Annotated in this window: 27 protein-coding genes (1 of these 27 cut by a window edge); 11 read left to right on the top strand and 16 right to left on the bottom strand. The window is 71.4% G+C overall.

Features of this window, described 5'->3' with window-relative positions; genetic code table 11:
• Nucleotides 1-44: 44 nt before the first annotated feature.
• Entirely contained in the window at nt 45-1,190 is a 1,146-nt protein-coding gene (locus EXW95_RS13265) for a glycosyltransferase family 4 protein (protein ID WP_174367838.1), read from the bottom strand.
• Between the two features lie 59 nt (nt 1,191-1,249).
• On the opposite strand from EXW95_RS13265, the gene hisA reads away from it, so the two are divergent.
• Nucleotides 1,250-1,963, top strand: a complete 714-nt coding sequence (gene hisA, locus EXW95_RS13270) for a 1-(5-phosphoribosyl)-5-[(5-phosphoribosylamino)methylideneamino]imidazole-4-carboxamide isomerase (protein WP_174367839.1) — start codon at nt 1,250-1,252, stop codon at nt 1,961-1,963.
• A 186-nt stretch (nt 1,964-2,149) separates the two neighbouring features.
• Here hisA and EXW95_RS13275 read toward each other — a convergent pair whose 3' ends face one another.
• From EXW95_RS13275 to EXW95_RS13290, 4 genes are all read right to left on the bottom strand, one after another.
• Nucleotides 2,150-2,710: a leucine-rich repeat domain-containing protein gene (locus tag EXW95_RS13275; protein ID WP_174367840.1), complete on the bottom strand. Its 561-nt coding sequence runs from the start codon at nt 2,708-2,710 to the stop codon at nt 2,150-2,152.
• 82 nt (nt 2,711-2,792) lie between these two features.
• Nucleotides 2,793-3,218, bottom strand: coding sequence for a leucine-rich repeat domain-containing protein (locus tag EXW95_RS13280; protein WP_174367841.1), 426 nt, complete (start codon nt 3,216-3,218; stop codon nt 2,793-2,795).
• 102 nt (nt 3,219-3,320) lie between these two features.
• Complete coding sequence (locus tag EXW95_RS13285) at nt 3,321-4,181, bottom strand: SDR family oxidoreductase (RefSeq protein WP_174367842.1); 861 nt, start codon at nt 4,179-4,181, stop codon at nt 3,321-3,323.
• A 97-nt stretch (nt 4,182-4,278) separates the two neighbouring features.
• Nucleotides 4,279-5,016 carry an enoyl-CoA hydratase-related protein gene (locus tag EXW95_RS13290; protein WP_174367843.1) on the bottom strand — a complete coding sequence of 246 codons (738 nt, stop codon included), beginning with the start codon at nt 5,014-5,016 and terminating at the stop codon, nt 4,279-4,281.
• A gap of 112 nt (nt 5,017-5,128) precedes the next feature.
• Between EXW95_RS13290 and EXW95_RS13295 the strand changes: the two genes are divergently transcribed.
• Nucleotides 5,129-6,706 (top strand): ATP-binding protein, encoded by a 1,578-nt coding sequence (locus EXW95_RS13295; RefSeq protein ID WP_174367844.1) that lies wholly within the window; start codon nt 5,129-5,131, stop codon nt 6,704-6,706.
• Nucleotides 6,703-7,143, top strand: coding sequence for a response regulator (locus tag EXW95_RS13300; protein ID WP_174367845.1), 441 nt, complete (start codon nt 6,703-6,705; stop codon nt 7,141-7,143). Before EXW95_RS13295 ends, EXW95_RS13300 begins: the two co-directional genes overlap by 4 nt.
• Before the next feature lie 136 nt (nt 7,144-7,279).
• Here the strand turns inward: EXW95_RS13300 and EXW95_RS13305 are convergent, their stop codons facing one another.
• A complete protein-coding gene (locus EXW95_RS13305) occupies nt 7,280-7,852 on the bottom strand; it encodes a hypothetical protein (protein WP_174367846.1) in 573 nt (190 codons plus the stop codon).
• 325 nt (nt 7,853-8,177) lie between these two features.
• On the opposite strand from EXW95_RS13305, the gene EXW95_RS13310 reads away from it, so the two are divergent.
• Nucleotides 8,178-8,720, top strand: a complete 543-nt coding sequence (locus EXW95_RS13310) for a TetR/AcrR family transcriptional regulator (protein ID WP_174367847.1) — start codon at nt 8,178-8,180, stop codon at nt 8,718-8,720.
• On the top strand, nt 8,717-9,124 hold the full coding sequence (locus EXW95_RS13315) for a DUF3995 domain-containing protein (RefSeq protein WP_174367848.1): 408 nt from the start codon (nt 8,717-8,719) through the stop codon (nt 9,122-9,124). The genes EXW95_RS13310 and EXW95_RS13315 overlap by 4 nt, the downstream gene beginning before the upstream one ends.
• 12 nt (nt 9,125-9,136) lie before the next feature.
• Here the strand turns inward: EXW95_RS13315 and pdxY are convergent, their stop codons facing one another.
• The 3 genes from pdxY to EXW95_RS13330 are packed head-to-tail and all read right to left on the bottom strand — an operon-like array spanning nt 9,137 to nt 13,363.
• Complete coding sequence (gene pdxY / locus EXW95_RS13320; protein WP_174367849.1) at nt 9,137-10,057, bottom strand: pyridoxal kinase PdxY; 921 nt, start codon at nt 10,055-10,057, stop codon at nt 9,137-9,139.
• Nucleotides 10,058-10,095: 38 nt separating this feature from the next.
• Entirely contained in the window at nt 10,096-11,613 is a 1,518-nt protein-coding gene (locus EXW95_RS13325) for a Ppx/GppA phosphatase family protein (RefSeq protein WP_174367850.1), read from the bottom strand.
• 25 nt (nt 11,614-11,638) lie between these two features.
• Complete coding sequence (locus EXW95_RS13330; protein WP_371810064.1) at nt 11,639-13,363, bottom strand: ABC transporter substrate-binding protein; 1,725 nt, start codon at nt 13,361-13,363, stop codon at nt 11,639-11,641.
• Nucleotides 13,364-13,444: 81 nt separating this feature from the next.
• On the opposite strand from EXW95_RS13330, the gene EXW95_RS13335 reads away from it, so the two are divergent.
• Nucleotides 13,445-14,674: an MFS transporter gene (locus EXW95_RS13335; protein WP_174367852.1), complete on the top strand. Its 1,230-nt coding sequence runs from the start codon at nt 13,445-13,447 to the stop codon at nt 14,672-14,674.
• A gap of 542 nt (nt 14,675-15,216) precedes the next feature.
• Here EXW95_RS13335 and EXW95_RS13340 read toward each other — a convergent pair.
• Nucleotides 15,217-16,266: a GNAT family N-acetyltransferase gene (locus EXW95_RS13340; RefSeq protein ID WP_174367853.1), complete on the bottom strand. Its 1,050-nt coding sequence runs from the start codon at nt 16,264-16,266 to the stop codon at nt 15,217-15,219.
• 98 nt (nt 16,267-16,364) lie between these two features.
• Between EXW95_RS13340 and EXW95_RS13345 the strand changes: the two genes are divergently transcribed.
• Both EXW95_RS13345 and EXW95_RS13350 read left to right on the top strand, forming a co-directional pair.
• Complete coding sequence (locus EXW95_RS13345) at nt 16,365-16,916, top strand: DUF99 family protein (RefSeq protein ID WP_174367854.1); 552 nt, start codon at nt 16,365-16,367, stop codon at nt 16,914-16,916.
• Nucleotides 16,917-17,097: 181 nt separating this feature from the next.
• A complete protein-coding gene (locus EXW95_RS13350) occupies nt 17,098-18,186 on the top strand; it encodes a DUF4384 domain-containing protein (protein ID WP_174367855.1) in 1,089 nt (362 codons plus the stop codon).
• A gap of 61 nt (nt 18,187-18,247) precedes the next feature.
• Here the strand turns inward: EXW95_RS13350 and EXW95_RS13355 are convergent, their stop codons facing one another.
• The 4 genes from EXW95_RS13355 to EXW95_RS13370 form a co-directional block, all read right to left on the bottom strand.
• Nucleotides 18,248-19,963 (bottom strand): M3 family oligoendopeptidase, encoded by a 1,716-nt coding sequence (locus EXW95_RS13355; RefSeq protein ID WP_174367856.1) that lies wholly within the window; start codon nt 19,961-19,963, stop codon nt 18,248-18,250.
• A gap of 35 nt (nt 19,964-19,998) precedes the next feature.
• Entirely contained in the window at nt 19,999-20,868 is an 870-nt protein-coding gene (locus tag EXW95_RS13360; protein ID WP_174367857.1) for a stage 0 sporulation family protein, read from the bottom strand.
• A gap of 96 nt (nt 20,869-20,964) precedes the next feature.
• The gene (gene rocF / locus EXW95_RS13365) at nt 20,965-21,864 is read right to left on the bottom strand and encodes an arginase (protein ID WP_174367858.1); all 900 of its coding nucleotides are present in this window, start codon (nt 21,862-21,864) and stop codon (nt 20,965-20,967) included.
• A 131-nt stretch (nt 21,865-21,995) separates the two neighbouring features.
• Complete coding sequence (locus EXW95_RS13370) at nt 21,996-22,523, bottom strand: GNAT family N-acetyltransferase (protein WP_174367859.1); 528 nt, start codon at nt 22,521-22,523, stop codon at nt 21,996-21,998.
• Between the two features lie 109 nt (nt 22,524-22,632).
• Here EXW95_RS13370 and EXW95_RS13375 point away from each other — a divergent pair, with 109 nt between their 5' ends.
• The 3 genes from EXW95_RS13375 to EXW95_RS13385 all read left to right on the top strand — a co-directional run bounded on the left by EXW95_RS13375 (nt 22,633) and on the right by EXW95_RS13385 (nt 24,483).
• Nucleotides 22,633-23,280: a metallophosphoesterase gene (locus EXW95_RS13375; RefSeq protein WP_254605619.1), complete on the top strand. Its 648-nt coding sequence runs from the start codon at nt 22,633-22,635 to the stop codon at nt 23,278-23,280.
• A 339-nt stretch (nt 23,281-23,619) separates the two neighbouring features.
• Nucleotides 23,620-24,039 (top strand): hypothetical protein, encoded by a 420-nt coding sequence (locus EXW95_RS13380; protein ID WP_174367860.1) that lies wholly within the window; start codon nt 23,620-23,622, stop codon nt 24,037-24,039.
• Nucleotides 24,040-24,048: 9 nt separating this feature from the next.
• The gene (locus EXW95_RS13385; RefSeq protein ID WP_174367861.1) at nt 24,049-24,483 is read left to right on the top strand and encodes a hypothetical protein; all 435 of its coding nucleotides are present in this window, start codon (nt 24,049-24,051) and stop codon (nt 24,481-24,483) included.
• A 104-nt stretch (nt 24,484-24,587) separates the two neighbouring features.
• Here EXW95_RS13385 and EXW95_RS13390 read toward each other — a convergent pair whose 3' ends face one another.
• Both EXW95_RS13390 and EXW95_RS13395 read right to left on the bottom strand, forming a co-directional pair.
• A complete protein-coding gene (locus tag EXW95_RS13390; RefSeq protein WP_174367862.1) occupies nt 24,588-25,139 on the bottom strand; it encodes a single-stranded DNA-binding protein in 552 nt (183 codons plus the stop codon).
• Nucleotides 25,140-25,195: 56 nt separating this feature from the next.
• Nucleotides 25,196-25,923, bottom strand: partial view of an acyl-CoA acyltransferase gene (locus EXW95_RS13395; RefSeq protein ID WP_371810184.1) — the 3' portion only. The gene runs 112 nt beyond the window's last position; the window shows 728 of its 840 coding nt (coding positions 113-840); its start codon lies off the right edge, out of view; it ends in the stop codon at nt 25,196-25,198.

The raw sequence follows: 25,923 nt of genomic DNA on the forward strand, positions 1-25,923 counted from the left end.
GCGGAGGGGAGACCAGTCCGGCCTCCCCTCCGCTGCGGCGTTCCCTACCGGCGTTTGCGGCGGATGGCGTCCTCGTACACGGCTTCCAGCGCGGCGGCGCGGGTGGTCAGGTCGTACTGCGCGGCGCTGGCCCGCGCACCGGCCTGCAGCGCGGGCAGCCGGGCGGGCAGCAGGGTGTCCAGCAGCCCCTCTGCGAGCGCCTCGGGCGTGGCGGCGCGGACGGTGCCGTTCACGCCCTCCTGGATCAGGTCCAGCGCGGCGGGACTCTGCGCGGCGACCAGCGGCGCGCCCGCCGCGAGCGCCTCGATCATGCTCATCGGGAGCACCTCGCTGGTGCTGGCCGTGATGAACGCGTCGGCGGCCGCCAGCGCCTGCGGTACCCGCTCGTAGGGGACCGGGCCGGTGAAGGTCACGCCCTCGGGAGCCGACTGTTCCAGCGCGGCGCGGCTGGGGCCGTCCCCGACGACCAGCAGGCGCAGGTCCGGGCGGCTGGCGCGGGCGCGGTCGAAGGCGCGCAGCATGACGTCCAGGTTCTTCTCGGGGGCCAGTCGCCCCAGCGACACGACCAGCGGCGCGTCTGGCGACACGTGGTACTGCTCGCGGAACGCGGCGCCCGTCGCGGCGCGGAACGCGGCGAGGTCCACCGGGTTCGGCATCAGGTCCACCTGACCCTGGAAGCCGTACTCGCGCAGCATGTCCACCATCGCGCGGCCCGGCGCGAGCACCGCGTCCACCCGGCGCGCGAAGGCGCTCACGTGCGGGCGCAGCACCGCGCGGCCCACCCGCTTGGGCATCGGCGCGTAGTGCAGGTACTGGTCGTACTGCGTGTGCGCCGTGTACACGACAGGCGCCCCGGACAGCCGCGCCCACTTCAGGGCCAGCTGCCCCGCCAGGAACGGGTGCATGGTGTGCAGCACGTCCAGCCCGCGCAGCGGCAGCCGCGAGGTGAGCAGGGGGCCCGGCGCGAGCATCACGGGGTAGTCCGCCGGGGCGCCCAGCGCCCGCGCGCCCGCGAACGAGGAATTCAGGCGGTACACGCCGTCCTCGTGGGGCGGCATCAGCGGGTGGCGCGGCGCGAAGATCCGCACCTCGTGCCCACGCTCGCGCAGGCCCCGCGCGAACAGCGCCGTGCTGGTCGCCACCCCGTTCCGGGACGGCAGGTAGGTGGCAGTGACAATCCCGACGCGCACCCGCGCAGTGTAGCCCCCCCCGGCGCCCCCGCGCGAGCAGGCCCCGTATCCTGAAGCGGATGCAAGAGCCGCTCATCATTCCCTGCGTGGACATCCAGTCCGGCCGCGCCGTGCGCCTGTTCGAAGGCGACCCCGACCGCGAGACCGTCTACTTCAATTCGCCCCTGGACGCCGCCCGCCACTGGGTGAGCCTGGGTGCGGGCCTGGTGCACCTCGTGGACCTGGACGCCGCCACCGGACGCGGCGAGAACCGCGCCGTGATCGCCCAGATCACGCAGGAACTCGGCGTGCCCGTGGAGGTCGGCGGCGGCATCCGCAGCCGCGACGCCGCCGAGGACCTGCTGCGCCTGGGCGTGGACCGCGTCGTGATCGGCACGGCGGCCGTCAAGCAACCCGAACTCGTGCGGGAATTGATCGCCGCGCACGGCCCCGAGCGCGTGGTCGTCAGCCTGGACGCACGCGGACTGGAGGTCGCCACGCACGGCTGGGCGCAGGGCAGCGGCGTCATGGTCGCCGACCTGACCCCCACCCTGGCCGACGCGGGCCTGGAAACCCTGATCTTCACGGACGTCACCCGCGACGGCACCCTGCGCGGCCTGAACCGCGACCTGATGGCGCAGGTCCGCCGTCTCTGGACGAACACCCTGATCGTGGGCGGCGGCGTCGCGAACCTGGACGACGTGCGCCTGCTGCGTGAGGAGCGCATCGAGGGCGCCATCGTGGGCCGCGCCATCTACGAGGGCACCCTGCCGTTCCCCGCCACGCTGGACTGATCCGGATTCCGTCTGTTTCGTTGACAACCCGGGACAGCACCGGGTTGCCAACTCCACGCCCGGAACCCGTTTCGCTCCCGCTCGCTCCGCTCGGGTTGAAAGGTTTTGCAAACCTTTCAACCGGAGTCCATATGATCCGGACTCCGGTTGAATAGCGTATCAAGCCGTTCAATCCGAGCCGCTGCGTTACAGGTACACCTGTCCGCCCCGCGCGATCAGCGCGTCGAAGGCGTCCGGTAACTTCTCGATGCGGTTCCAGCGCAGGTCGAGTTTCCGCAACCCCGGCAGGTGCGCCAGTGCCTCCGGGAGGGTGGTCAGCCTGTTGGCGCGCAGGTCGAGGGTGTGCAGTGCGCTCAGGCCGCCCAGCGTATCCGGCAGGTGCGTCAGGGCGTTGAAGCGCAGGTTCAGCGTGGTCAGGCGCGACAGGTGCCCCAGCGAGTCCGGCAGCGCCGTCAATGCGTTGCCCTGCAGGTCCAGCACCTCCAGCGCCCCGCACCCGCCCAGGCTGGCGGGCAGAGCGGTCAGGCGGGCGTTCATGACGTGCAGTTCCCGCAGCGCACCCAGCGCCCCGACGCTGTCGGGCAGGGCCTCCAGCGGGTTGCCGTACAGCCGCAGCTCCGTCAGCGAGCGCAGGTCACCCAGCCAGTCCGGCAGGCGCGTCAGGGCGTTGTCCGTCACGTTCAGGTACGTCAGCGCGCCCAAATGCCGCATGGACTCCGGCAGTCCCGTCAGGCGGTTATGACTCATACGGACTCCGGTTGAAAGGTTTGCAAAAACTTTCAACCCGAGCGGATGCGAGTAGGAGCGAAACGGGTTCCGGGCGTGGAGTTTACAACCCGGTGATGTTCCGGGTTGTAAACGAAACAGACGGAATCCGTATCAGGTACAGGAACGCCAGCCGCTCCAGCCCGCCGAACACGTCCGGCAGGGCCGCCAGCGCGTTGTGCCCCAGGTCCAGCATCCGCAACTCGCGCAGGTCACCCAGCGCGTCCGGCAGCGCCGTGAAGCGGTTCGCGGACAGGTTCAGCGTCCGCACCCCGCCGCGCGTCCACACCCAGTCCGGCACGCCCGTCAGCGCATTGTCGTACACGCTCAGCGCCGTCAGGTCCGGCGCGGCCTCCCGCTCCGGCAACGCGCCCAGGCCCAGCCCGTCCAGATTCACGCGCCGCACCCCCGACCAGTCCGGCAGGTCCAGCAGCGCCGCCCCCCGAACTTCCGAGAGGTGCTGGTGGACGGGCATGGGGGCAGCAGACATGCCCGCAGCGTAGCGGCAGCGGGCACGGCGCGGGCATGCACTTGAGCTGCGGGCTCGGAGGACACCTGCTCATTCCTCACCGCCCACAGCTCGTGGCCCGGCTCAGTCCTTCTTGGGCAGGGCGAGGCCCATCTGCTGGTACATCTGGTACTGCGGGGCGCCGCCGAGCATGTTCTGGCCGCCGTCGACGGGCAGGATGACGCCCGTGACGTAGCTGGCGGCGTCAGACACGAGGAACAGGGCGGCGTTGGCGATGTCCTGCGGGATGCCGAAGCGGCCCAGGGGGACGGTGCCCATGAACTGGCGGCGGGTCTTCTCGTCGGGCGCGAGGCGGGCCATGCCTTCGGTGCCGTCGATGGGGCCGGGGATGATGGCGTTCACGCGGATGCCGCGCAGGCCCCATTCGACGGCGAGGGTGCGGGTCAGGGCGTCCACGCCGGCCTTCGCGGCGACGACGTGCGCCTGCATGGGCACGGGCACGCCGTACGCGCTGATGGAGAGGATGTTCCCGCCGGGGGTGGTCAGGTGGGGCGCGCAGGCCTTGATGGTGTGGTACGTGCCGAGCAGGTCGATCTCCACGACGGTCTTGAAGCCGTTGGGGCTGATGCCGTCCACCGGGGCGGGGAAGTTCCCGGCGGCGCCCGCCAGGACGATGTCGATGGGGCCGAAGGTCGCCACGGCCTGTTCGGCGGCGGCCTGCATGGCGGCGATGTCGCGCACGTCGGCGCTCACGCCGATGGCCTGCCCGCCGGCGTCCGTGATGCCCTGCGCGGCCGTCTGGGCTTTCTCGAGGTTGCGGCCCAGGATGGTGACCTTGCAGCCGTGCGCGGCGAAGCTCTGCGCGATGCCGAGGTTGATGCCGCTGCCGCCGCCGGTGATCAGGGCGTGCTTGCCCTGCAGCAGGTCGGGGCGGAAGGTGCTGTCGGCGGTGCCGGGCTGGAGGGTGCCGGGGTTCTGGCTCATGGTGGGGCTCCTTGAAGGGGTCTGAGGGGCGGAGGGTCTAAAGGTCTAAGCGGTCCAGGTCGAGGGTCTTTGACGCTTCGACCCTCGTCCCTCGACCCTATTTCAGTGCCTGCGCGAGGCCGCCTGCGGTCATGTGCTGGGCGTTCCAGCGGACGGCCTGGTCGAGGCTCTGCGCGTGGGGCAGGTGCGCGTGGAGGGTGCGTTTGGTGCCCTCGACCGCGCGGGGCGGCAGGGCGGCCAGCCCCGTGGCGAGGGCGTTCGCCCTCTCAAACAGGGCGTCGGGGGTGGGCAGGAGTTCGGTGATCAGACCCCAGCGTTCGGCGGTCTGGGCGTCGATGGGGTCGCCGGTCAGGGCGAGGTGCGCCGTGCGGCCGGTGCCGATCAGGTGCGGGAGGCGTTGCAGGCCGCCCAGGTCGGCGGTGATGCCCAGTTTGACCTCGGGGAGGCTGAAGCGGGCGTCTGCGCTGGCGATGCGGATGTCGCAGGCGCTGATGAGTTCCAGGCCCGCGCCGATGCACCAGCCGTGCACGGCGGCGATCACTGGGATGGGCAGCGCGGCGAACGCGTCGATGGCGGCGTGCATCTCGGCGACGACCGCCGCGAAGGCGTCGGGGTCGCCCAGGGTGGGGGCGATGACGGGGGCGCTGGCGCGGACGTCCAGTCCGGCGCTGAAGAGGTCCTGGCCGCGCAGGATCAGCGCGCGGGCGCCGCCCAGTTCGTTCAGGACGCGGGGGATTTCGGGCCAGAAGGTCGGGCCCATGCTGCCTTTCTTGCTGGTCAGGGTCAGCGTGGCGACCTCACCCGCGTGGGTGAGATTCACGTTCTGGAATGTCATGCGTTCACTGTACCCCGCCGAAGTGAACCGGGTTCAAAATTCGGGGCGGAGGAGGCTGGAGGTGACCGGGTGCGCGCAAGGGCGCGCCACGGCTGGTCTAGAATGCCCGGCAATGTCGGCCGTCACTGCCCCCGCCGAGTCCGCCCCGGTCCCCCCGGCGGGCGTCCCGGCGCGCGTGCCCAGCCTGCGGCAGGTGCTGCTGCGGCCCTTCATCCTGCCGTTCGCGCTGCTGCTGGGCGTCGGCGGCGTCGTCACGTACGGCGTGAACCGCAACGACGAGGCCCTGCAGCGCGTGGTGGACGCCCAGGCGCGCCTGCAGCTGATCTCGGACCTGACGACGCAGGTGTCCGTCATGGAAAACGGACAGCGGGGTTTCGTGATCACCGGGCAGCCCGCGTTCCTGGAACCCTACGAGAACGGCAAGCTGATCTTCCAGGCCGACGTGTTCGCCCTGCACGACCTGAGCGTCACGGACGTCCAGCGCACGAACCTCGCGCGCGTGCAGGCACTCGTGACCCGCTGGGACGAGGACGCCGCGCAGAAGGAGATCGCGGCCCGGCGTCTGTCCCTGCAGCAGGCCGCCGACCGCGTCGGTAACGGCGTGGGCCGCACGCTGCTGAACGACGCCCGCGACATCCTGAACGTCATGTACCGCAACGAGTCTGGCCGCCTGCACGACGCCACGCAGTCCAGTCAGGACCTGCTGGTCCGCGTGCAGTGGGTCACGGTGGGCGGGCTGCTGCTGGGCATCACGCTGCTGGCCCTCACCGCGTACCGCGTGACCCGCACCGTCCGCCGCACCGTCATGGACCTGAACGGCGCCGCGCAGGCCATCGCGCAGGGCGACTACGCCCGGCGCACGCCCCGCCTGCCCGTGCGGGAATTCGCGCAGCTGGGCGCGCAGTTCGACGCCATGGCGGGCGCCGTGCAGGACCGCGAGACGCAACTGCGCGCCGCCGCCGAGGAACTCAAGGCCAGCAACACGCACCTGGAGCGCAGCAACCGCGAACTCGAACAGTTCGCGTACGTCGCCAGTCACGACCTGCAGGAACCCCTGCGGACCATCGGCAGCTACACCGAACTGCTCGCCCGCCGCTACCAGGGGAAACTCGACGACCGCGCCGACCAGTACATCGCCTTCACGACCTCCGCCACGCTGCGCATGAAGACCCTGATCCAGGACCTGCTGGCGTACTCCCGCGTGCGCAAGGCCCCCCGCGCCGCGCAGGACGTGAACCTCGGCGACCTCGTCGGCGAGATCCTCGCGGACCTCGAGGTGCAGATCACTGGCAGTGACGCTCAGGTGGACGTCGGCCCGCTGCCCACCGTGAGCGGTAGTCCCGAACTGCTCCGGCACGCCCTGCAGAACCTCATCGGGAACGCCCTGAAATTCCAGCAGCCCGGCGTGCCCCCCCGCGTCCGCGTGACCGCCGAACGCGAGGCGCGCCGCTGGGTGATTCACGTGCAGGACAACGGCATCGGCATCGCGCCCGAGTACCACGAGCGGATCTTCGGGGTGTTCCAGCGCCTGCACGGCCTCGACGAGTACGCCGGGAGCGGCATCGGGCTGGCCGTGACGCGCAGCGCTGCCGAGCAGCTGGGCGGCGAGCTGTGGCTGGACAGCACCCCCGGTCAGGGCAGTACATTCCACCTGGCGCTGCCGCACGCCCCCACCGGAGACCCCACATGACCAGACCCGTCCAGATCCTGCTCGTCGAGGACAACCCCGCCGACGTGATGCTCACCCAGGAAGCCTTCGAGGAGGCGCACTTCCCGCACCACCTCAGCCACGCCCGCGACGGCGTGGACGCCCTGAACTTCCTGCGCCGCAGCGAGGACCACGCGGGCGCCCCGCGACCCGACGTGATCCTGATGGACCTGAACATGCCCCGCATGACCGGCCTGGAACTGCTCGACATCCTGAAAGAGGACGCCGAACTGCGCAGCATCCCTGTGATCGTCCTGACCACCAGCCGCGCCGAGAGCGACATCTGGCGCAGCTACAACCTGCACGCCAACGCGTACATTCCCAAGCCCGTGTCCATTGCGGAATTCGTGGAGGTCATCGAGACGCTCGGGAACTTCTGGTTCCACAAGGTCGCGCTGCCCCAGCCGCCCCGCCCCTGACCCAGCGCCCACGATCCAGCACTGACTATCCAGGGCTGACGACCCACGGCAGATGACACGGGGAAGTTGGCACGAAGGACACGAAGAAAGAGGAGGCCCCCGAGCAGTGCGCCGGGGGCCTCCGTCCGTGACGGGTTTACATCGTGGGGTTGTGGTCCATGCGGCGCGCGCCGCTGTCCACGATCTCGCCGCCGTGACGGGCGACGGCGTCCATCAGGACGTCCTGCGGCACGCTGTCATGCACGGCCACGACGCGGCCACCACTGTTGATGGTGCTGTCCATGCGGTCGTAGTACGTGTCGTCCACGTCGTAACGGTCCGTGACGCCGGTCTCGTCGACGCCCATCGCGCCGCCGGTCGCGCCGACTGCCGCGCCCACGCCGGAACCCAGCGCGGCCATGCCCAGGATCACGGGAAGGGCCAGGCCGCCCGTGGCGATGGTCGCGCCGGTCGCCAGGATGCCCGCAGCGGCGCCCACGACGGCGCCCACGCCCGTGCCCTTCACGGCGCCCGCACCGGCGTCCTCGGCGGTGCCGCCCACGCCGTCGCCTTCCATGGTCATGTGACCGGCGCCGTCCGTGGCGGGGGTGCCGTCGGCGCGGCGGGTGTAGGTGCTGGTGCCCATGGTGGGCGCGATGACGCCCTGGCCCTGAAGATCAGCAGTGAAGGCGTCGGCCGCAGCCACCGTCGGGAACAGAATATGTTTCATGAGATTCAGTCTTCCCCGCCGCCCCGCCGCCCCCATGAGAGGTCCCCCAACGCCCGTTGGGGTGCCCCTGACTGGACCCTGATCACTTCCTCATCGAACGCGCTGCCAGACAGCATGCGCGCAGGCCAGACCCCGAGCGATACCCAGTCGCCCCATCAGTGGAGGGAACGGCGAGTCGCGTTCAGGACGGAGTCGGTGGGTTGATGCCTGCGTGACTGGCTCGCACTCAGCCGCATGGGGCCCTGTGCAGCCGCTGCTCAGACTCGGGCGCCATACGGTGGCGTCTGGTGCTCCTCCATCCACGCGCCGTACCGTGAGGACGCCCATGACCCTCACCCCCGACGACTGGCTGCACGCCGCGTACCACCTCTTCGCGCAGGACGGCCCGGACGGCGTGCGGGTCGAGCGACTGGCCCGCACGCTGGGCGTCAGCAAGGGCAGCTTCTACTGGCACCACCGCGACCGTCAGGCGCTGCTGACCACGCTGCTGGACCGCTGGGAGACCCTCAACACCACCCTGATCGCGCACGCCGAGCAGGGCGGCCCCCCACGGGCCTGCGTGCAGCGCGTGCTGGACCACCTGTTCGACGGCGCGCCCACCTCGCTGCGCAGCGAGACGCAGTTCCTCGCCTGGAGCCGCACCGACCCGCAGGCCGCCGTCGTCACCGCCCGCGTGGAGGACCGCCGCGTGGCGTTCCTGACCCGCCAGCTGCGCCGCAGCGGCCTGAACGACCCCGACGCCGCTCAGCGCGCCGAACTGCTGTACGCCGCCCTGATCGGCCTGCTGGACCGCACAGGGCGGGACGCCATCGCTGACCCCACGCCGCTGCGCACGCACCTGCTGACCCTGATCCCGGAGGACGCATGACACCGTATTCCACCCTGGCTACCCTGATCCTGCTCGCCCTGGCCGCCGTGCACGTCTACTGGCTGTTCGGCGGGCGCGCCGGACTGACCGCCGCGCTGCCCAGCCGACCCGGCACGTCCGGCGGACCGCTGTTCACGCCGGGACCGGGCGCCACCGCCCTGGTCGCCGTGGCCCTGCTGAGCGGCGCCGCGCTGGTCCCGCTCGCCGCGACCTTCAACTGGGCGCGCTGGGCGACCCTGGCGGCTGGGGTCGCCTTCGGCCTGCGCGTGGTCGGGGACTTCCGGTACCTGGGGCTGTTCAAACGCGTGCGCGGCACCACCTTCGCCCGTTGGGACGACCGGCTGTACATCCCGCTGTGCGTGACCCTGAGTGGACTGCTGCTGCTCGCCGCGCGGCTCGCTTAATGGTGGCCCGGGTCAGCCGACCTGCTGCGTCTCGAACACCCGCGCGGGTTTCAGGAACTCGTCCTGCGCGGCGACGAGCTGAATCTCGCGGGTGCCCGCCAGATGAGTGCGCTGCAGCAGCGCGTACAGGGCGCTCATGGACAGGCTCAGGGCCTGCGCGGCGTCCCCACCGCGCAGGTAGTGCCCCAGGAACAGCGCCGCGATGGCGTCCCCCGTGCCGTTGCGCGGCGGGTCCAGCGGCAGCAGCGGCGTGCGGCACAGCCACGCGCCATCATCCGTGACGACCAGCGTCTCGATGCTCTCCTGCGGCGCGCCGCTGCGCACCAGACTGGTCACCACCACGATCCTCGGCCCGCCCGCACGCAGCCGTTCTCGCAGGGCGCGGGCGGCCTCCAGCGCGTGCTCCAGCGTGTCCACCGTGTGCCCGGTCAGGAGTTCCAGCTCGAACTGGTTCGGCGTGACGAGATCCGCCTCCGGAATCGCCTGCGCGGCGATCAGGTCCGGCAGTTCCGGGCGGACGAACACGCCGCGCCCCACGTCCCCCATGACCGGGTCGCAGGCGTACAGTGCGTCCGGGTTCGCCACGCGCACGCGCCGCACGGCGTCCACGACGGCCGCGACCGTGCCCTCGCTGCCCATGTACCCGCTGAGGACCGCGTGGCAGCCACCCAGCGCGCCGCGCGCCTCGATCCCGTCGATCAGGTCCGCGACCTGCTCGGGCGGGAAAAGCGCCCCCGTCCACGCGCCGTACCCGGTGTGGTTGCTGAACTGCACCGTGTGAATCGCCCAGACCTCGAACCCCAGGCGCTGCAGCGGGAACACGGCCGCTGCGTTCCCCACGTGCCCGTACGCCACCCACGACTGGATACTCAGGATGTTCTGCGGCAGGGTCGGCGGGGTGACAGCCGGAGCGGCGGGCGAGGCGTCCTTCATGCCGCCCAGCATACCCGCCGCCCCCGCGTGCGCCCGGACTACTCGGCCTTCAGGGTCAGCGGGCCGAACGCCCGGGCCCACACGTCCGCCTTCTCACGCGCGCCCTCCAGGTCCAGCGGCGTGGCGCCCTGCACGCTCAGCTGCCAGCCGTCGCGGGTGCGGGTCAGGCCGGTCACGCGCGCCGCGCCCGCATGCGAACGGTCCAGGCCGTCCGCGACCCGCAGGATGCCCACCCAGCGCGTCACGAGCGCCTGATCCGCCGCACTCAGCACCGCGAACTCCGGATGCGAGCCTTTCGGCGCACTCTTGCGGTGGTAGCGCGACAGCAGCGCCACCAGCTCGATCTCCCGCGGCGTGAACCCCCGCAACTCCGCGTGCCGGATCAGGTACGCCGAATGCTTGTGATGCGCGCTCTGCGCCACGATCTGTCCCACCTCGTGCAGCGCGCCCGCCGCCGTCAGCACGCTGCGCGCCTCACCTTCCGCGCCCAGGTCCACGCCCAGCGCCCGCAGGCGCGCCAGCAACTCACGGGCCAGGGCCGCCACCTGCCGCGAGTGCGACAGATTCGCTCCGAAGCGCTCCGCCATGCCCAGCACGCTGCGCTGCCGCGCACTGATCGACGAACTGTACGCCTCCAGCCGCGTCAGTTCCTCGATCAGCATGCCCTCACGCAGCGCACCCTCACTGACCGTGAACTCCTGCGCGCCCAGCACCACCAGCGCCGCGTGCAGCGTCGCCAGCCCCGCCACCACCGTGTCCGCCCGCCGCTCCAGGCCCGGCACCCGCGCCCGCGCCGCGCCCTTCAGGCCCCGCACTTGCTCCAGCAGCTCACCCAGCTCCGCGACACTCAGGCGCGTGCCGTTCACGCCACGCGCCTCCTCGCCCCGCCGCGCCAGGATCGCCTCGGCCGCCGCCTCCGCCGTGCCGCTCGACAGCACCACCCGCGTCCCCGGCCGCACCCGGAAACGCCCCACATGCGGCTCCAGCGCCTCCCGCACCGCCGCGTCCAGCGCCGCCAGTTCCCGCCGCCCCGGCGGATCCGACCGCAGGAACGCGTCCCGCATGCGGATCGCGCCCAGCGGCAGGCTCAGCACGTCCAGCGCCCGCGCCGCGTCCCCCCGCGCGAACTCCAGACTCCCCCCACCCAGATCCAGCAGCACGCTGTCCGCCCCCAGCTCCACCGCGTGCGCCGCACCCAGGTACGTGAGTTCCCCCTCACGCACCCCACTGATGATCACCGGATACACCCCGGTCCGCGCCAGCATCCGCGACGCGACCTCCGGCCCGTTCGGCGCCTCCCGCAACGCACTCGTCGCGCACACGTGAATCTCCGCCACGCCCGCCCCCGACGCCAGCGCCCGGAACCGCGTCAGGGCCGACGCCAGCCGGTCCTCCCCCTCCGGCGTCAGGTTCCCCGCCCCGTCCAGGCACTCGCCCAGTCGTGTGCGGTCCTTCAGGGCGTCCAGCACCCGGAACCCGCCCGCATCCCCACGTGCCGCCTCCGCGATCAGCAGGTGACTGGAATTGGTGCCCACATCCGCAACGGCGACCCTCATGGGGTGCAGCGTAGCGCAGCGCGCCTCAGGTGCGGGCGTCCCCCAGCCACAGGCGCTTGAAATCTATGCGGCCATACGCGTCCGGATGCACGTCCCGGATCAGCGGATGCACCGCGCGCCGCTTGACCCGGTGATGCGTGAGGTGCAGGTGATGCCCGCCCAGCAACCGCGCCTCCACGCGGGTCATCAGGGCCTCCAGCGCCGCCGCGTCGGGGGCCACGCGGTACCCGTCCAGCAGGGCGTCCACGTCGCGCAGCACGTCGGCAGGCAGCAGGCGGCGGAACAGCAACTCCGGCTGCCGCAGCGCCGACCAGAACGACAGGTGCTCGTCCCACCCGGCGATCTCACCCATGAACGCCAGATCCACGTCGTCCCCGGCGTCCGGCAGGGCGTCCAGCGGCGCCGGAACGACCTGCATGGATAGGCCCAGCCGGGCGGCCCGCGCGGCCAGCCAGTCGGCCTCCTGCCGCGCGCCGGGCAGATCCAGCACCCACACGCGCAGGGGCGGCCCGGCATACGCGGCCCGTTCCAGCAGGGCCTGCGCCCGCACCAGCGAGTGCCCACGCGGCGGGCGGCCCAGGCTGCGGCGCGGCAGGAACGACGTGGCAGGCAGCAACTGCTCGGCCCGGCCCGACTCCTGCCAGAACGCGCGGATGTCATGCAACTCGACCACCGCCGCGCGCAGCGCCGCCGACCGCGCCGCGGGCCGGTGGGCGTTCCAGATCAGGAAATGCACGCTGTTCTCCGGCACCCAGCGCTCGACCGGATCCTGGGCGGCGCCCGTCACGTCCAGGGTGGACGGCGCGTCCCCACGCAGCTCCGGCACCAGGAACACCTCCACCTCGTCGATCAGGGGCCGCCCCGCGAAGTGCGCGTCGAACGCCTCCAGCCGGAACCCGCCGTCCAGCGCGTACCAGCGGAACGCGCCCGTCCCGACCGGGCGGCGCTCGTCGAACGGCACGTCCCGCGGGAGGATCAACGCCTGCTCGTGCGCCAGCCGCCGCGGAAAGAACAGATCCGGCTGATCCAGCGTGACCTGCACCGTGAACGGCGTGGTCGCCTGCACGTCCAGCACGCCGCCCAGGTACCATGGCGCGCCGCGCCGCACCCGCTCCAACGTGAAGCACACGTCCTGCGCGTCCAGCGTCCGCCCGTGGTGGAAACTCACCCCCTTACGCAGGTGAAAGACCCAGGTGCGCCCGTCGTCCGGTGTACCCCAGTGGTGCGCGAGGTGGGGCCGCAGCGTCCCGGCCTGCGGGTCGAAGAGCAGCAGCGGGTCCAGCACCTGCGTGAGCAGATGCGCCTCCGCCGCCGAGTTCACCGTCAGCGGATCGAGACTCGTCAGGGGCCGCGTCACCACCGTCCGCAGGCGATCCGTGCCCGCCGGGCCCACCCCCAGCCCGAACGTGCCACGCACCGCGTCCGTCAGCACCCACGCCCGCGGAAACCCCAGCCGCGAGAGCCGCGCCAGATCCGCCGCCGCGCCCACCGCTGCCAGATGCGCCGTCAGGGCCGCCAGTTCCCCCTCCAGCGCCCCCGCAAACGCCACCCGCGACGTGTTCCCCCGCCCCCGCCCCGGCGTGTACGTCAACCGCCCGGCGGCATGCAGGCGCGCCAGTTGCCGCTTCGCCGTCCGGTCACTGCACGCCCACCACGCCTGCGCGTCCGCCAGCGTCACCCGGTGCCAGTCCCGCACGCCATCCCGCGCGTGCAGCGCCGCCCGCAACGACAGGTACGGCCAGTCCGGCACGGGCGAATCAGCAGGAAAAGGGGACACCACCACGCCACTATGCGTCTTTTTTCCCCTTTCCACCTGCGCGACCCTGAACGCATGTGGCGCAGCCTGCACCCCAACGTGAAAACCCGCATCACCACCTCCTTCCTCAGCCGCGTCGTCGGCAGCATGGTCTTCCCGCTCATGGCCATCTACTTCACCGCGCACCTCGGCGCCGCCCTCGCCGGGACCCTGCTGCTGACCTCAGGCGTCGTGCAGTTCCTCGCAGGCCTGTACGGCGGCGCGCTCGCCGACGCCCTCGGCCGCCGCCGCACCCTCCTCACCGGCGAAGCCCTCAAACTCCTCGCCTTCACCCTCATGCTCCTCGGCAACCTGCACGGCCCCAACCCCTGGATCACCTTCGCCGCCCTCCTCCTCGTGAACGTCTCCGGCGGCCTCATCAACCCCGCCGCCGAAGCCATGCTCGTCGACGTCAGCACCCCCGACACCCGCACCTTCATGTACGCCGTCAACTACTGGGCCGTGAACCTCAGCATCCTGATCGGCACCCTCATCGGCGGCTGGCTGTACCACGACCACTTCACGCTCCTGCTCGCCCTGCTCGTCGGCATGAGCGTCCTCACCGCCGCCCTCTGCACCGCCCTCATGACCGAAACGCGCGCCGCCAGCCCCACCGCCCGCACCGACCTCGGCCTCACACCCCTCCTGCGCAGCTACGCGCAGGTCGTCACCGACCGCCCCTTCCTCCTCTTCGTCCTCGGCGGCATCCTCATCCTCAGCATCGAATTCACCCGCACCAACCACATCGCCGTGCACCTCGCCCAGCACTTCCCCCACACCGACTGGCACGGCCTCACCCTCGACGGCATCCGCGCCGCGAGTGTCCTGACCGCCGTGAACACCCTCCTCATCGTCGCCCTCACCGCCCCCGCCGCCCGCTGGCTCACCGGCCGCGACCCCCACCGCCCCATGCACGCCGGCTTCGCCCTGTTCGCCCTCGGCTTCGCCGGACTGGCCACCAGCACCCACCTCCCCACCCTGATCGCCGCCACCGTCATCCTCAGCATCGGCGAACTGCTCTACGTCCCCACCCGACAGGCGCTCCTCGCCGACCTCATCCCCGAAGAACGCCGCGGCGCGTACCTCGCCACGCACGGGCAAGTGTTCACCATCAGCAAATGGATCGCCGCACTCGGCCTCCCCGTAGGCGCCGCCATCGGCGGGGCAGGCATGGCCGCCGTACTCCTCCTGCTCGGTGCGCTGGGCAGCCTGTTCACCGCGCTGGCGCTGCGTCCGGGAGTGGGGGGGAGGCTGGCTCGGGCTTGAACGGTGGAATGGTTGCGCCTGCGGCGGGCTGCCCCACCCCCCAGCCCCCTACCCCAGAGGGGCAGGGGGAGCAGTCGCTGCGCTCGGCAAGAGTTTTTACTTGTGCGGCGCGTTTGTGTCGGGCGGTGACGTGTCTGGCTTCGACGCCATCCTCCGCCCCCCTCGTAAGCCCGCGCGCTTCGCGCACGACGGCCGGTGGTGTTCTGCGGTGGCTGGCCGCGCAACGAGTCGAATCCTGCTGATCGACTTCAAAACCCGCTCTGGCAACAGCTCAAAAAGTAGAACCTTCCGGCCCGCACCAAGTTGGCTGGCCCCATCACCGTCGTGGCAACCGAGCCCGTCGTGCGCGCAGCGCGCGGGGCGAACGCGGCGAACCCGGAGGCATGCAGCCCCATACGTGGCCGACCCCGCCCCATACCCACTGACCACCTGTGAGAAATACCTGCCGAGCGCAGCGAAAACTCCCCCTGCCCCTCTGGGGTAGGGGGCTGGGGGGTGGGGAGGCCCGCCGCAGGCGCAGCCACACAACATCAAACTCGGCGTTACCCCCGCTTCAGCTGCCACTCCGTGAAACTGCTGTACGGCTTGAAGCCCAGTGCGACGTTGATGCCGAGCATGGGGGCGTTCTCGTTGGCGTTGTTCGTCTGCACCCAGCGGGCGCCGGGGCAGGCGTGCTGGACGTGGTCGAGCATGGCGGCTTTGACCCATTTGCCGAGGCCCTGTCCGCGGGCGGAGGGGCGGACGGCGGTGGCGCCCTGGTAGACGAGGGCGGCGCGCTCTTGCATCCAGAAGGTTTCGCTGTACGCGTCGAGTTGCCCGGTGCGCGTGTCCTCGATGGCGATCATGAAGCGGGTCTCGTTGGCTTCTTCGATCATGGCTTCCCAGGAGCGGATCATCTCGGGCGTGATCGTCCAGTCCTGCTGTTCGAGGTCGCCGCGGGGGGCGGTGTTCATGACCATCATCATGTCGGCGACGCGCTTCAGGTACTCGTCGGGGACGCGTTGCCAGAGGTGCAGGCGGAAGGGGTCGCCGTCGGGGCGGGTCTGCCAGCGGCTCAGGAGGTCGTGGTCGAGGGTGGTGAGGTCCAGGCGGCTTTGGCGCATGGTGAGCGCGGCGTGCGCGCCGTATGACTGCGCGAAGGCTTCCCCGGCGGGGCTGCGGCTGCTGGTGCCGAAGGTGAGGGTGTGGCGTCCGGCGGCGGCGGCCTGTTCGAGGAGCTGGCTCATGATGGCGCGGCCCAGGCCCTGGCGTCGGGCGGTGGGGTGCACGGTGAGGCGCAGGTGGGCCATGTGGGTGTTCTGTTCGGTGTCGTATTCGACGCTGCCCCAGGCCAGCGCCTGGTCGCCGTTCCACACGACGAGGTGGGATTTGCGTTCGGTGGGCAGCTGGTGGGTGAGGCCGAGTGCTTCGGTTTCGGGGAGGAGGGCCGGGTCGTCCGGGTGAGTGTGGTGGAAGGCGTCGGCGAGGAGGTGTCCGACGGCGAGGCGCTGCGCGGGGGTGGCGGCGTGCGGGTCGAAGGGGGTCACGGTGGGCCAGCCGGGTGCCGGTGTGGCCTGGGGTGCCGGGGTGGTCTGGGGTGCAGTGGAGGTCATGTCCGCAGTGTGCGCTCCGCCGGTCAGCGCGGCATGCGCCGGATGGCGGAGGGGGTGGGTAGGCCAGTTCGGCGCTTGCGGGGCGTTACGCTGCGGGGGTGTTCGCGCATGCCATCGGGTTTGACGACGCGCCCTTCGCGCACGGTTGGCGGGGCGACGTGCCGGTGATCGGGACCGTGTACGCCCGCACGACCCTGCATGGCGTCCTCAGTGGCCGGGTGAGGCGTGACGGGCGGAACAGCACGGGTGAACTGGCGCGACTGGTGAACCGGTCCCCGGAGCACCTTCAGCTGATCCTGTTGCAGGGCATCGCGCTGGCGGGCTTCAACGTCGTGGACCTGCACGCGCTGCACGCGCAGACGGGAAAACCCGTGCTGGTCGTCGCGCGGCGTGCCCCGGACCTGGACCGCATCCGCGCGGCGCTGACCCGTGTGCCGGGTGGGGCGCGCAAGTGGGCGCTGATCGGGGCGGCCGGGCCGATGGAATCCTGCGCGGGCGTGTTTGTGCAGCGGGCCGGGCTCACGCTGGCGCAGGCAGAAGCTGCCCTGGGGACGTTCACGGTCACGGGCCGCATTCCGGAGCCGCTGCGGGCCGCGCACCTGATCGCGCGTGGGGTCACGCAGGGGCACAGCCGGGGTGGGCGCGTCTGAAGGGTCCTCACATCTGACCCGGCTGGAACTTCACCGGGGGACTGGGGCGCGGGCTTGATCCCGGCACCTCGCGCAGGGCCGTGCGGGGGCCGGGGTGGGGACTTCACGCTTTCCTGAACTCTCAAGGCTTCCATCAGGTGTCGTCAGCCAGCCGTCACGCGGCCCCCTCAGACTTGTTCTCATGAAAAGCAACCTGACCGCCCTGCTCGCCCTCGGAACCGCCGCCGCCCTCAGCACCGCCGGTGCCCAGGCGAAGATCAGCGCCCAGAGCATCATCGTGAACCCCACCCAGCCTGACCTGAGCGTCAGTGTCCGCGTGAACAAGGACACGACGGGCAGCCAGAACCCCGCGTACCGCGTCGGCGAGGCCATCAGCGTCAGCACCACCGTGAACCGCGACGCGTACGTGTACCTGTTCAACGTGAACCCCGACGGCAGCGTCGATCAGGTCCTCCCCAACCGCCTCAGTGGCGAGAACTTCGTCAAGGCGAACACCACCACCACGTTCCCCGCACCCGGCGCGAACTTCACGTACAGCGTCGGCGGTCCCATCGGGCAGAACAAGGTCCTGGCCCTCGCCAGCCTGACCCCGCTGAACCTCACGCAGATCAGCGAGTTCAAGACCGCGCAGGACCAGTTCGCGACCGTCAGCACCAAGGGCGGTCAGGCGGGCCTCGCGCAGGCGCTGAGCATCGTCGTGAACCCCCTGCCGCAGAACAGCTGGGTCAGTGACACGGCCTTCTACACTGTCGCCGCGCAGACCCCCGTCAGCACCGGCAGCCTGTTCGTCGGCACGAACGTGAACAACGCCACCGTGATCCTGAACGGTCAGCGGCTGGGCGGCGCGAACGTCACGTACAGCAACCTCCGCGCCGGGACGTACCCCGTCCGCGTGCAGGCCCCCGGCTTCACCGACTTCACCACGACCGTGACCGTCCGCAGCGGCGGCACCACGAACCTGAACGTCGAGTTCGCCCGTCCCATCGCCGCCCCCGCCCCCACCAGCGGCAACGCCGTGCTGGACCTGATCGGCAACCTGCTCGGCGCGATCGCCGGGACCACCGTGCAGGACCCCGCCCGTAGCGCCTACGACCAGAAGGTCCGCGACCTGCAGAGCATGGGGTACACCCTGCAGCAGACCCGCCAGACCGGCACCGGGTACGTGGGTACGCTGGTGAAGGGCGCGACCACCGCGACCCTGACGGTGGACCGCGGCGCGAACCGCACCGTGCGCGTGAACGTCAGCGAGACCACCACCTACCAGTACTGATCCTCACAGGGAAGGGGGGCCGCACGTTCAAGGTGCGGCCCCCCTTCTCTGCCGCCGCTGGTCAGGCGTGCATCTGCCCGCGCAGGAACGTCATCAGGCCCCGGATATGCTCGCGGTCGAAGCGGAACTCCACGCCCGCCGCGCGGTACAGCTCGGGCACGCTGACGGTGCTGCCCAGGCGCAGGCTGGCGCGGTAGCGGTCCAGCGCGCCCGCCGGGTCCGCCTGAGCGGCGCGCCAGATGCCGGTCGCCGCGAGGTAACACATGGCGTACTCGATGTAGTAGAAGGGCACCTGAAATACGTGGTAGTACTGCCAGCCCTTCGCGCGGGCGCGTTCGTCCAGGCCGTCCCAGTTCACGAACGGGTGGAAGGTCCGGTCGAGTTCCAGCCACTTGGCGTCCAGCGCCTCGATGCTCACGTCCTCTGGGGCCTCGGCGTACAGCCAGTGCTGGAAGGCGTCCATCTGCGCCGCCCACGGCAGGAACGCGATCACACCCTCCAGCTGCTTCTGGCGGTAGCGGCCCAGTTCCTCGGGCGTGAAGGCGTGGCCGAGGTGGTCCAGGGTCAGGAACTCCATGGCCATGCTGGGAATCTCCACGAACTCGATGGGACTCCAGCGGTTCCACACGAGCGGCTGCGCGTCCCCGCTGTAGAAGCCGTGGAAGGCGTGCCCCATCTCGTGGAACAGCACGCGGACGTCCTCGGCGGTGCCGACCACGTTCATCAGCACGAAGGGCTCGTTGTGGGTGGGGAAGTACTGGCAGTACGCGTGCGTCATCTTGCCCGGGCGGGATTCGAGGTCCAGCAGGCCGCCGCCGCGCATCTGCCGGAAGCGGTCTCCCAGCCCGGGGTCCAGCGCGTCGAAGGACACCTGCGTCAGAGCCTCCAGCTGCGCGCCCGTCTGGAACGGGGCCAGGGGCGCGCGGCCCTGCGGGTCCAGGAGGTTGCTGCGGTTGTAATCCCAGGGCCGCACCGAGTCCAGGCCCAGCTGCGCGGCGATGTCCTCGGCCAGCTGCGCGGTCAGGGGCACGACCTCGTCCCGCACGGCCTCGTGGAACGCGGCGCAGTCGGCGGGGGTGTAGTCCACGCGGTCCAGCACCTTCCACTGGTAATCCCGGAAGTTCACCTCGTCCGCGTTGCGGGCCAGCTGCCAGCGGGTGCCGAGCAGGTCGCGCATCACGCCGTCCAGGTCCGCCGCCACCTGGAGGTTGCTGGCGGTCAGGGCGCGCCACGCCGCCTCGCGCGCCGCGCGGTCCGGGGTGTCCAGTCGCTGCTTGGCCTGGGGGATGGTCAGCGTCTCGCCGCCCAGCGTGACCTTCTGGTTGCCGGTGAGGACCGAGTAGCGGTTCTTCTGCTCCTCGTGCGTGACCTCCAGCGCCACGTTCGCCTCGCGGTACAGCGCCGCCTCGTCGCGCATGCGCCGGTACGCCAGCGCGAACTCCGCGTCCGGCACGTAGTCCGGCACGGCCAGCAGTTTCTGCTTCAGCGCCTGCTCGGCCCGCGCCGCCTCGGGCATCACCGCGCCCGTGAACGTCTGGTAGCGCGCCTGCACGTCCGGCTGATCGGTGTGCAGGTCCGCGTGCGTCGCCAGTTTCGCCGCGACGCTGTACAGTTCGCCGCTCAGGTCACTCCACGCGCGCAGCCACGCGGGGACGTCCGCCGCGCCCAGCGGGGCGCCCAGCAGCGCCTGCACGCGCGGCGCGTAGTGGTCCCAGCGGGTCAGGGCGTCCGGGACGGCCAGGGTGGCTTCAACGGCACTCAGGTCTGTGACGGTCATTTCCGCGAGTGTACCGCCGCGCGCCGGTCACCCGTTCACTCGCGCGGCGCGCGATTCGGCTTCCCCGGACGACCCCCGCCGCGCCCGGTGTCGGGCATCGCCTTGATCTCCGCTTCCGTCAGTCGGCGCAGCTCGGCGGCGGGCACGTCGGTCAGGACGCCCTGATCGGTCGTGACGTCCACCGTCCCGGCCAGCGGGTGCAGTTTCGTGACCTTCCCGCACGCGCCGCTGCCCTCGTGGCACACGCGGGCGTTCTTGCGCGGCAGGTCCTTCAGGAGATCCAGGTACTGGGTGTGCTCGAACTGCAGGCAGCACAGCAGCCGCCCGCATGGCCCGGACAGTTTCTCCGGGTTCAGTGGGAGCTGCTGGTCGCGCGCCATGCGGATACTGACCGGCGCGAAGTCCTGCAGGTGCGTCGAGGAGCAGTTCTCCCGGCCGCAGGCGCCCAGCGTGCCGATCATCTGCGCCTGCTCGCGCGGGCCGACCGCCGCGAAGTTCACGCGGGCGCGCGTGTGCCCGCGCAGCTCGCTGATCAATCCGGTCAGTTCGATGCGTTCCTCGGCGCTGTAGCTGACGGTCACGAGGCTCTCGTCGAGCGTGAACTCGACCGCCACGACCTTCACCGGGAGGTTGCGCTGCCGGGCGCGGGCGCGCAGCAGCCATTTGAGGTCCTCGCCGGTGCGGTGCAGGTCCTCCCAGCGGCTCACGTCCTCGGGGCTCGCGGCGCGCAGGACCGCGCCGTAGCGTTCCTGCGACTGGGGGGGCGTGGGTTCGCCGCGCACGGTGGCGACCTCGGGGCCGCGCTTGCCCTGCACGACCACGCGGGTGCCCACCGGGTGCGCGACCTCGCTCAGCATGGGGTGCAGGCGGGGACTGCGCTCGAAACGGATGGGCAGGACAACCATGACGCGCAGGATGTCACGCCACGCGGGGGGCCGTCGAGAGCCGATGCACAAAGCCCCCGCCGCGCGCGGGGCGGGGCAGGGGCCGGATGGGGGAGATCAGAGGATGCGCTGCCCGAGCAGGCTGGCGGCCATGCCCACCATGACCTCCGCCGTCTGGTTGCGGGTATCCAGGATCGGGTTGACCTCCACGATGTCCATGCTCGTCACGCGGCCCGACTCGGACAGCAGTTCCATCAGGAGGTGCCCCTCGCGGTACGTCAGGCCGCCGGGGACGGGCGTGCCCACGCCGGGGCACACGCTGGGGTCCAGAGCGTCCGCGTCGAAGGACACGTGCAGGCGCTCCGTACCGCTCAGGCGCTCCAGGGTCTCCTCGTGGATGCGGGTGATGCCCAGCTGGTCCACGTCCTTCATGGTGTAAGCCTTGATGCCCGCCTCGCGCAGCAGGTCGCGTTCATGGGGGTCCACGCTGCGGATGCCGATCATGACGATGTCCTCGGGGCGGACGTGCCAGCCGCCGCCCAGGCCGGTCAGGCGCGGGTCGCCCAGCCCGGTCAGGTGCGCGACCGGCATGCCGTGAATGTTGCCGCTGGGGCTGCTGCCCGGCGTGTTGTAGTCGGTGTGCGCGTCCACCCAGATCAGGCCCATGCGCGCGCCCGCCGGGTTGCCGCGCAGGGCGTTGCCGGTCACGGTGCCCATGCTGACGCTGTGGTCCCCGCCGATCGTCAGCGGGAAGGTGTCAGCGGGCAGCGCCGCCAGCCGGTCACGGGTGCCCTGGCAGGCGTCCAGGATGGATTCCAGGAACACCATGCCCCCTTCCTCCAGCTTGTCCACGCTCTCGGGCAGCGCCACGCGCACGTCGCCCAGGTCGGTCACGCTGTGGCCGAGGTCGCGCAGCGCGCGGGTCAGGTGGGCGTTGCGCAGCGCGGACGGGCCCATGTCCACGCCCCGGCGGCCCGCGCCGAGGTCCATCGGGATACCCAGGATCGAGAGGTTCATGCACTCCAGCCTAAGGGGTCCAGGGCGGTATGCCTCACGCCTGCAACATTATTTCCGCGCGGCGCGTCCAGATGAGACGCACTGAGTATTCAGCTGCATATTCATGCCGGGCAGTGGCCATGCGGCGCTGCTCAGGTGGCGTGTGCCCACAGGGTCAGCGGGCCGTCCTCGTCGCTGTGCCCGCTGCCGACCTGCCGGAAGCCCAGCTTCGACAGGACCCGCCCGCTGGCCGGATTGCCGGTCGCCGTCTCGGCGGTCACGACCCGCACGTCCTGCGCGTGCAGATGGGTCACGAGCGCGCCCACGCCCTCGGTCGCGAGGCCCTGTCCCCACACTGCCGGGTTGAAGCCGTACCCGATCTCCTGCGCCCCCTCCGGCGAGGGCGGCCCTTTCGTGCCCAGCATCCCGACCGCCTCCCCGGTGTCCCGGCGCACGGCGATGAACGACCCCGCCACCTCCGATTCATTCCCGACCAGTGCCGCCAGCATCCCCGGAAAGACAGGCAGCGGATCGCCCGGCCACTCCGGCTCGAACGTCACGTCCAGCGGCCCATCCGGCCCGGGCAGGGGCAGCGTGAACGCTTCGGCTTCCAGGCGGCGCGCGATCACCACGCGGGACAGGGGCAACAGAAGCAGGCGGGGCGTCTGGAGGACCGGCACGCCCGCACGCTAGCGCGACCCCTCTCCCCGGAGTGTCGCGCGGGGGTACACTCGTCCATCACGCGCAGTCCCCCCGGTCCGGCCGATTCGGACCACCCTCATCCTGACCATGACGCCGCCCGCCCTGCCCCCCCTGTCCCGCGCCCCGCTGGGGAAGCGCGTCATGGTGCTGGCCGATCACGTCCACCCGTTCGTGTACCGCTCGGCGTTCCCGCAGGGCGTGCCCCCGGTGGACGCGGTGCTGGCCGCCGGGGACCTGCCCGGCTACTACCTGGAGTTCCTGGCGACGAAACTCACGGTGCCGATCATCTACGTGCACGGCAACCACGAGAACGAGTACGTGAACGAGGGGGACGGCCGCATTCCCCCGCGCGGCGTGATCGCCGCGCACGGCCGCGTGGTCGAGGAAGCCGGGCTGCGCGTGGCGGGCTGGGGCGGCGTGCCCCGCTACCGCGGTGACGGCGAGGGGCAGTACACCCGCGCGCAGGCCCGCTGGGGGCTGGGGCGGCTGGCGTGGCAGGCGCGGCGTGGCGTGGACGTCCTGCTGACGCACGCGCCCCCCACCGGCCCGCACGCCGGGAGTGACTACGCGCACCGGGGCTGCCCGGACATCAACGCGTTCATGGGTCGCCGTCACCCCCGGCTGGTCGTGCACGGGCACATCCACGAGTACGAGGGCAAGAAACTGGAGTACCTGGACCCCGAGAGCGGCGCGCGGGTCATCAACGCGTACGGGTACCACATCGTGGACCTGTAGCTGCTGAATGAGTTTGTGTCGTCTGGAACAGTGTTCCCTCTGCGCCATTTTGCTTAAGGCCCGCTGTAGATCCGGCACATGCGGCGCTGACATTGGCGGGGCATACTTCGCCTCGGCCTGGTGAGGTCGCCCCTCACGGGGCGAGGGCCGAGAGGGAGACGCCCACCTCTTCACCAACGGGCGCGCGAGCAGGTCGCAGGCCATCCGGCCAGCGCGCGGCGGGTGCAAGCCCCGCAACCTGAACCAACCACAGCTTTTCCTGACCGCCCCGGACCCCACCTCCGGGGCGGCGGTCTGTTGCGACCCCGCACGCCACTGACAGTTGCTAGGCTGCCCGGTATGCGCCCCCTGCCGCTCCTGCTGGCCCCACTGCTGCTGGGTGCGGGCGTCGCCGGGGCCGCCCCCCTGACCGTGGAGGTGAGGTTCGACCTGCGCGGCGTCCTCGTGAACCGCGCCGCCCCCAGCGCCCTGACCCTGCACGCCCCGGGCCGCGCGCCGCTGCCGGTCCCGCTGCGTGGCCCGGCCAGCGTCACGCACCCGGAATCCTTCGGGCTGCTGCTGCCCGTCCGCGTGCCCCTGCCCGCCGCGCCCGCCGGGGAGCTGCGCCTGCGCGGCCCGCTGTTCGTGTGCGGCCTGCGTGAACGCGTGTGCCGCCGCGTGGACCTGAACCTCCCCGTGCCCGTCAGCGGGGGCGCGGCGCGCGTGACCGTCACGGACGCCGACCTCGCCCCGCACCGCAGCCTGTGGCCGGGCCGTTAGCATGACCGGATGACCAGTCAGGCCCCCAAGACGAACGCCCGGCACCTGCGCGACTTCCACGACGCCATCGGCGAGGACCGCCGCGACACCCCCACGCCCCCCGACCGCGCCCTGCTGACGCTGCGCCGCACCCTCATCCAGGAGGAAGCCGCCGAGGTGGACGCCGAATTCCAGACCCTCGCCGCCCGCCTGGACGCCGGGGAGACCCTGGCCGCGCACGACCTGACCGCCCTGGCGCACGAACTGGCCGACCTGCTGTACGTGACCTACGGCGCCTTCGACCGCCTGGGCCTGGATGCCGACGCCGTGTTCGCCGAGGTCCACCGCGCGAACCTCACCAAGGCCAGCGGACCGCGCCGCGCCGACGGCAAGATCCTCAAACCCGAAGGGTGGCAGCCCGCCGACGTCCGCTCGGTGATTGAACGGGCAGTGGGCGGTAGGTAGTGGGGAGTGGGCAGTAGGGAGTGGGAAAAGAGGAAGGGCACCGCCGATCTGGGGTGCCCTTCCTGCCTTTTCCACTCACCACTTCCTACTTCCCACTGCCTCCGTCAGAACGGCGGTTCGTCGTCTGTGCGGGTCGGGGAGGGGCGGGGCTGCGTGGGGGCCGGGCGGGTGGGGGCGGGGCGCGCGGCCTGGGCGGGGGCCTGCGTGGGCGTGCCTGGGCGGGCGCCGGGGGTGGCGTAGCGGTCCTGGCGGCGGCCGCCGCGGAAGATGGCGAGGGTCACGTACTCGAATTCGCCGTCGCTCTTCTCGCGGACGTGTTCGGGGTCGGTACTCTTCGCGCCGCGGCTGTATTTGACGGCGGCGGGGAGTTTCATCTTGCGGCTGTCGACCGCTTCGAGTTCGCGGCGGCGGTAGGCGTGCCCCTTGTGGATGACGAGCTCCTCGCCGTCGGGGCTGGTCCATTTGCGGGCGCCGATGAGGTGCCAGTCGAAGTCGGGTTCGTTTTCCAGCGGGAACTGGTAGCCGCCGCTGGGGATCTCGCCGCTGGTCCAGCCGAGGCGGCCGTACTGCCGCTGGGTGTCGAGGAGTGCCGAGGCGTTCTCGACGTCCACGGTGACTTTGGCGCCCAGGTCGGTGGTGAATTCAATATGTAACATCTGACCTCCTTATGTAAATAACATAACACGGTCCGGGGGTTCTGAACAGTGCCCGCTCAGCCCTCCCGGCGCAACACGTAGAAGGCCCGCTCGCCCTCCCGCGCCAGATCCACCACCGCGAACCCCCGCGCCAGCGCCCCACCCAGCACCTCCCGCAGCGCCAGCCGCCACGCCCGCCGCACCGGCTCCGGCAGAGCGTCCGCGCGCAGCGGCACCTCCGCCAGGAGTGTTGGCGCCAGCAGCGTCGGGGCCAGCAGGACCTCGCCCTCCAGCGGCAGAGGCGCGCCCGGCGCGTCTCCCCACGCCTCCAGGACCCGCAGCCCCTCCGGTCGCGGGGCCGGGCGTTCCACTGGGCCGCGCGCCAGATCCCACTCGATCAGCAGGCGGTCCGCCGGAAACGCCCCGGCGCGGTCCTCCTCCAGCGCGTACCAGTCCGGCAGGTACGTCCGCGCGGTCGCCCCCAACTTGCCCAGGTTCAGGCGGGCATTCCGGGTCACCAGCGGATCGAAAGTCCATGTCATGCGGGTCAGGCCCTGCTCCAGCGCCAGCCGCCGCTGCACGTCCTTCAGCGCCACCGCCAGCCCCGACCCCCGACACGCCGGGTCCACCGCCAGCAGGTGCGAGTGATGCCACACCACCCCGTCCCGCAGCGCCGGAAACCCGAACGCCAGCCCCACCGGCCGCTCCGGCTGCTCCAGCGGGTACGCGGCCAGCACGATCCCGCCCGTCACACTGCTGATCCGGAACAGCGTGCCCGGCGTCACCTCACGGTCGGCGTACCCCC

Source organism: Deinococcus sp. JMULE3, from assembly GCF_013337115.1.
Lineage (GTDB): Bacteria > Deinococcota > Deinococci > Deinococcales > Deinococcaceae > Deinococcus.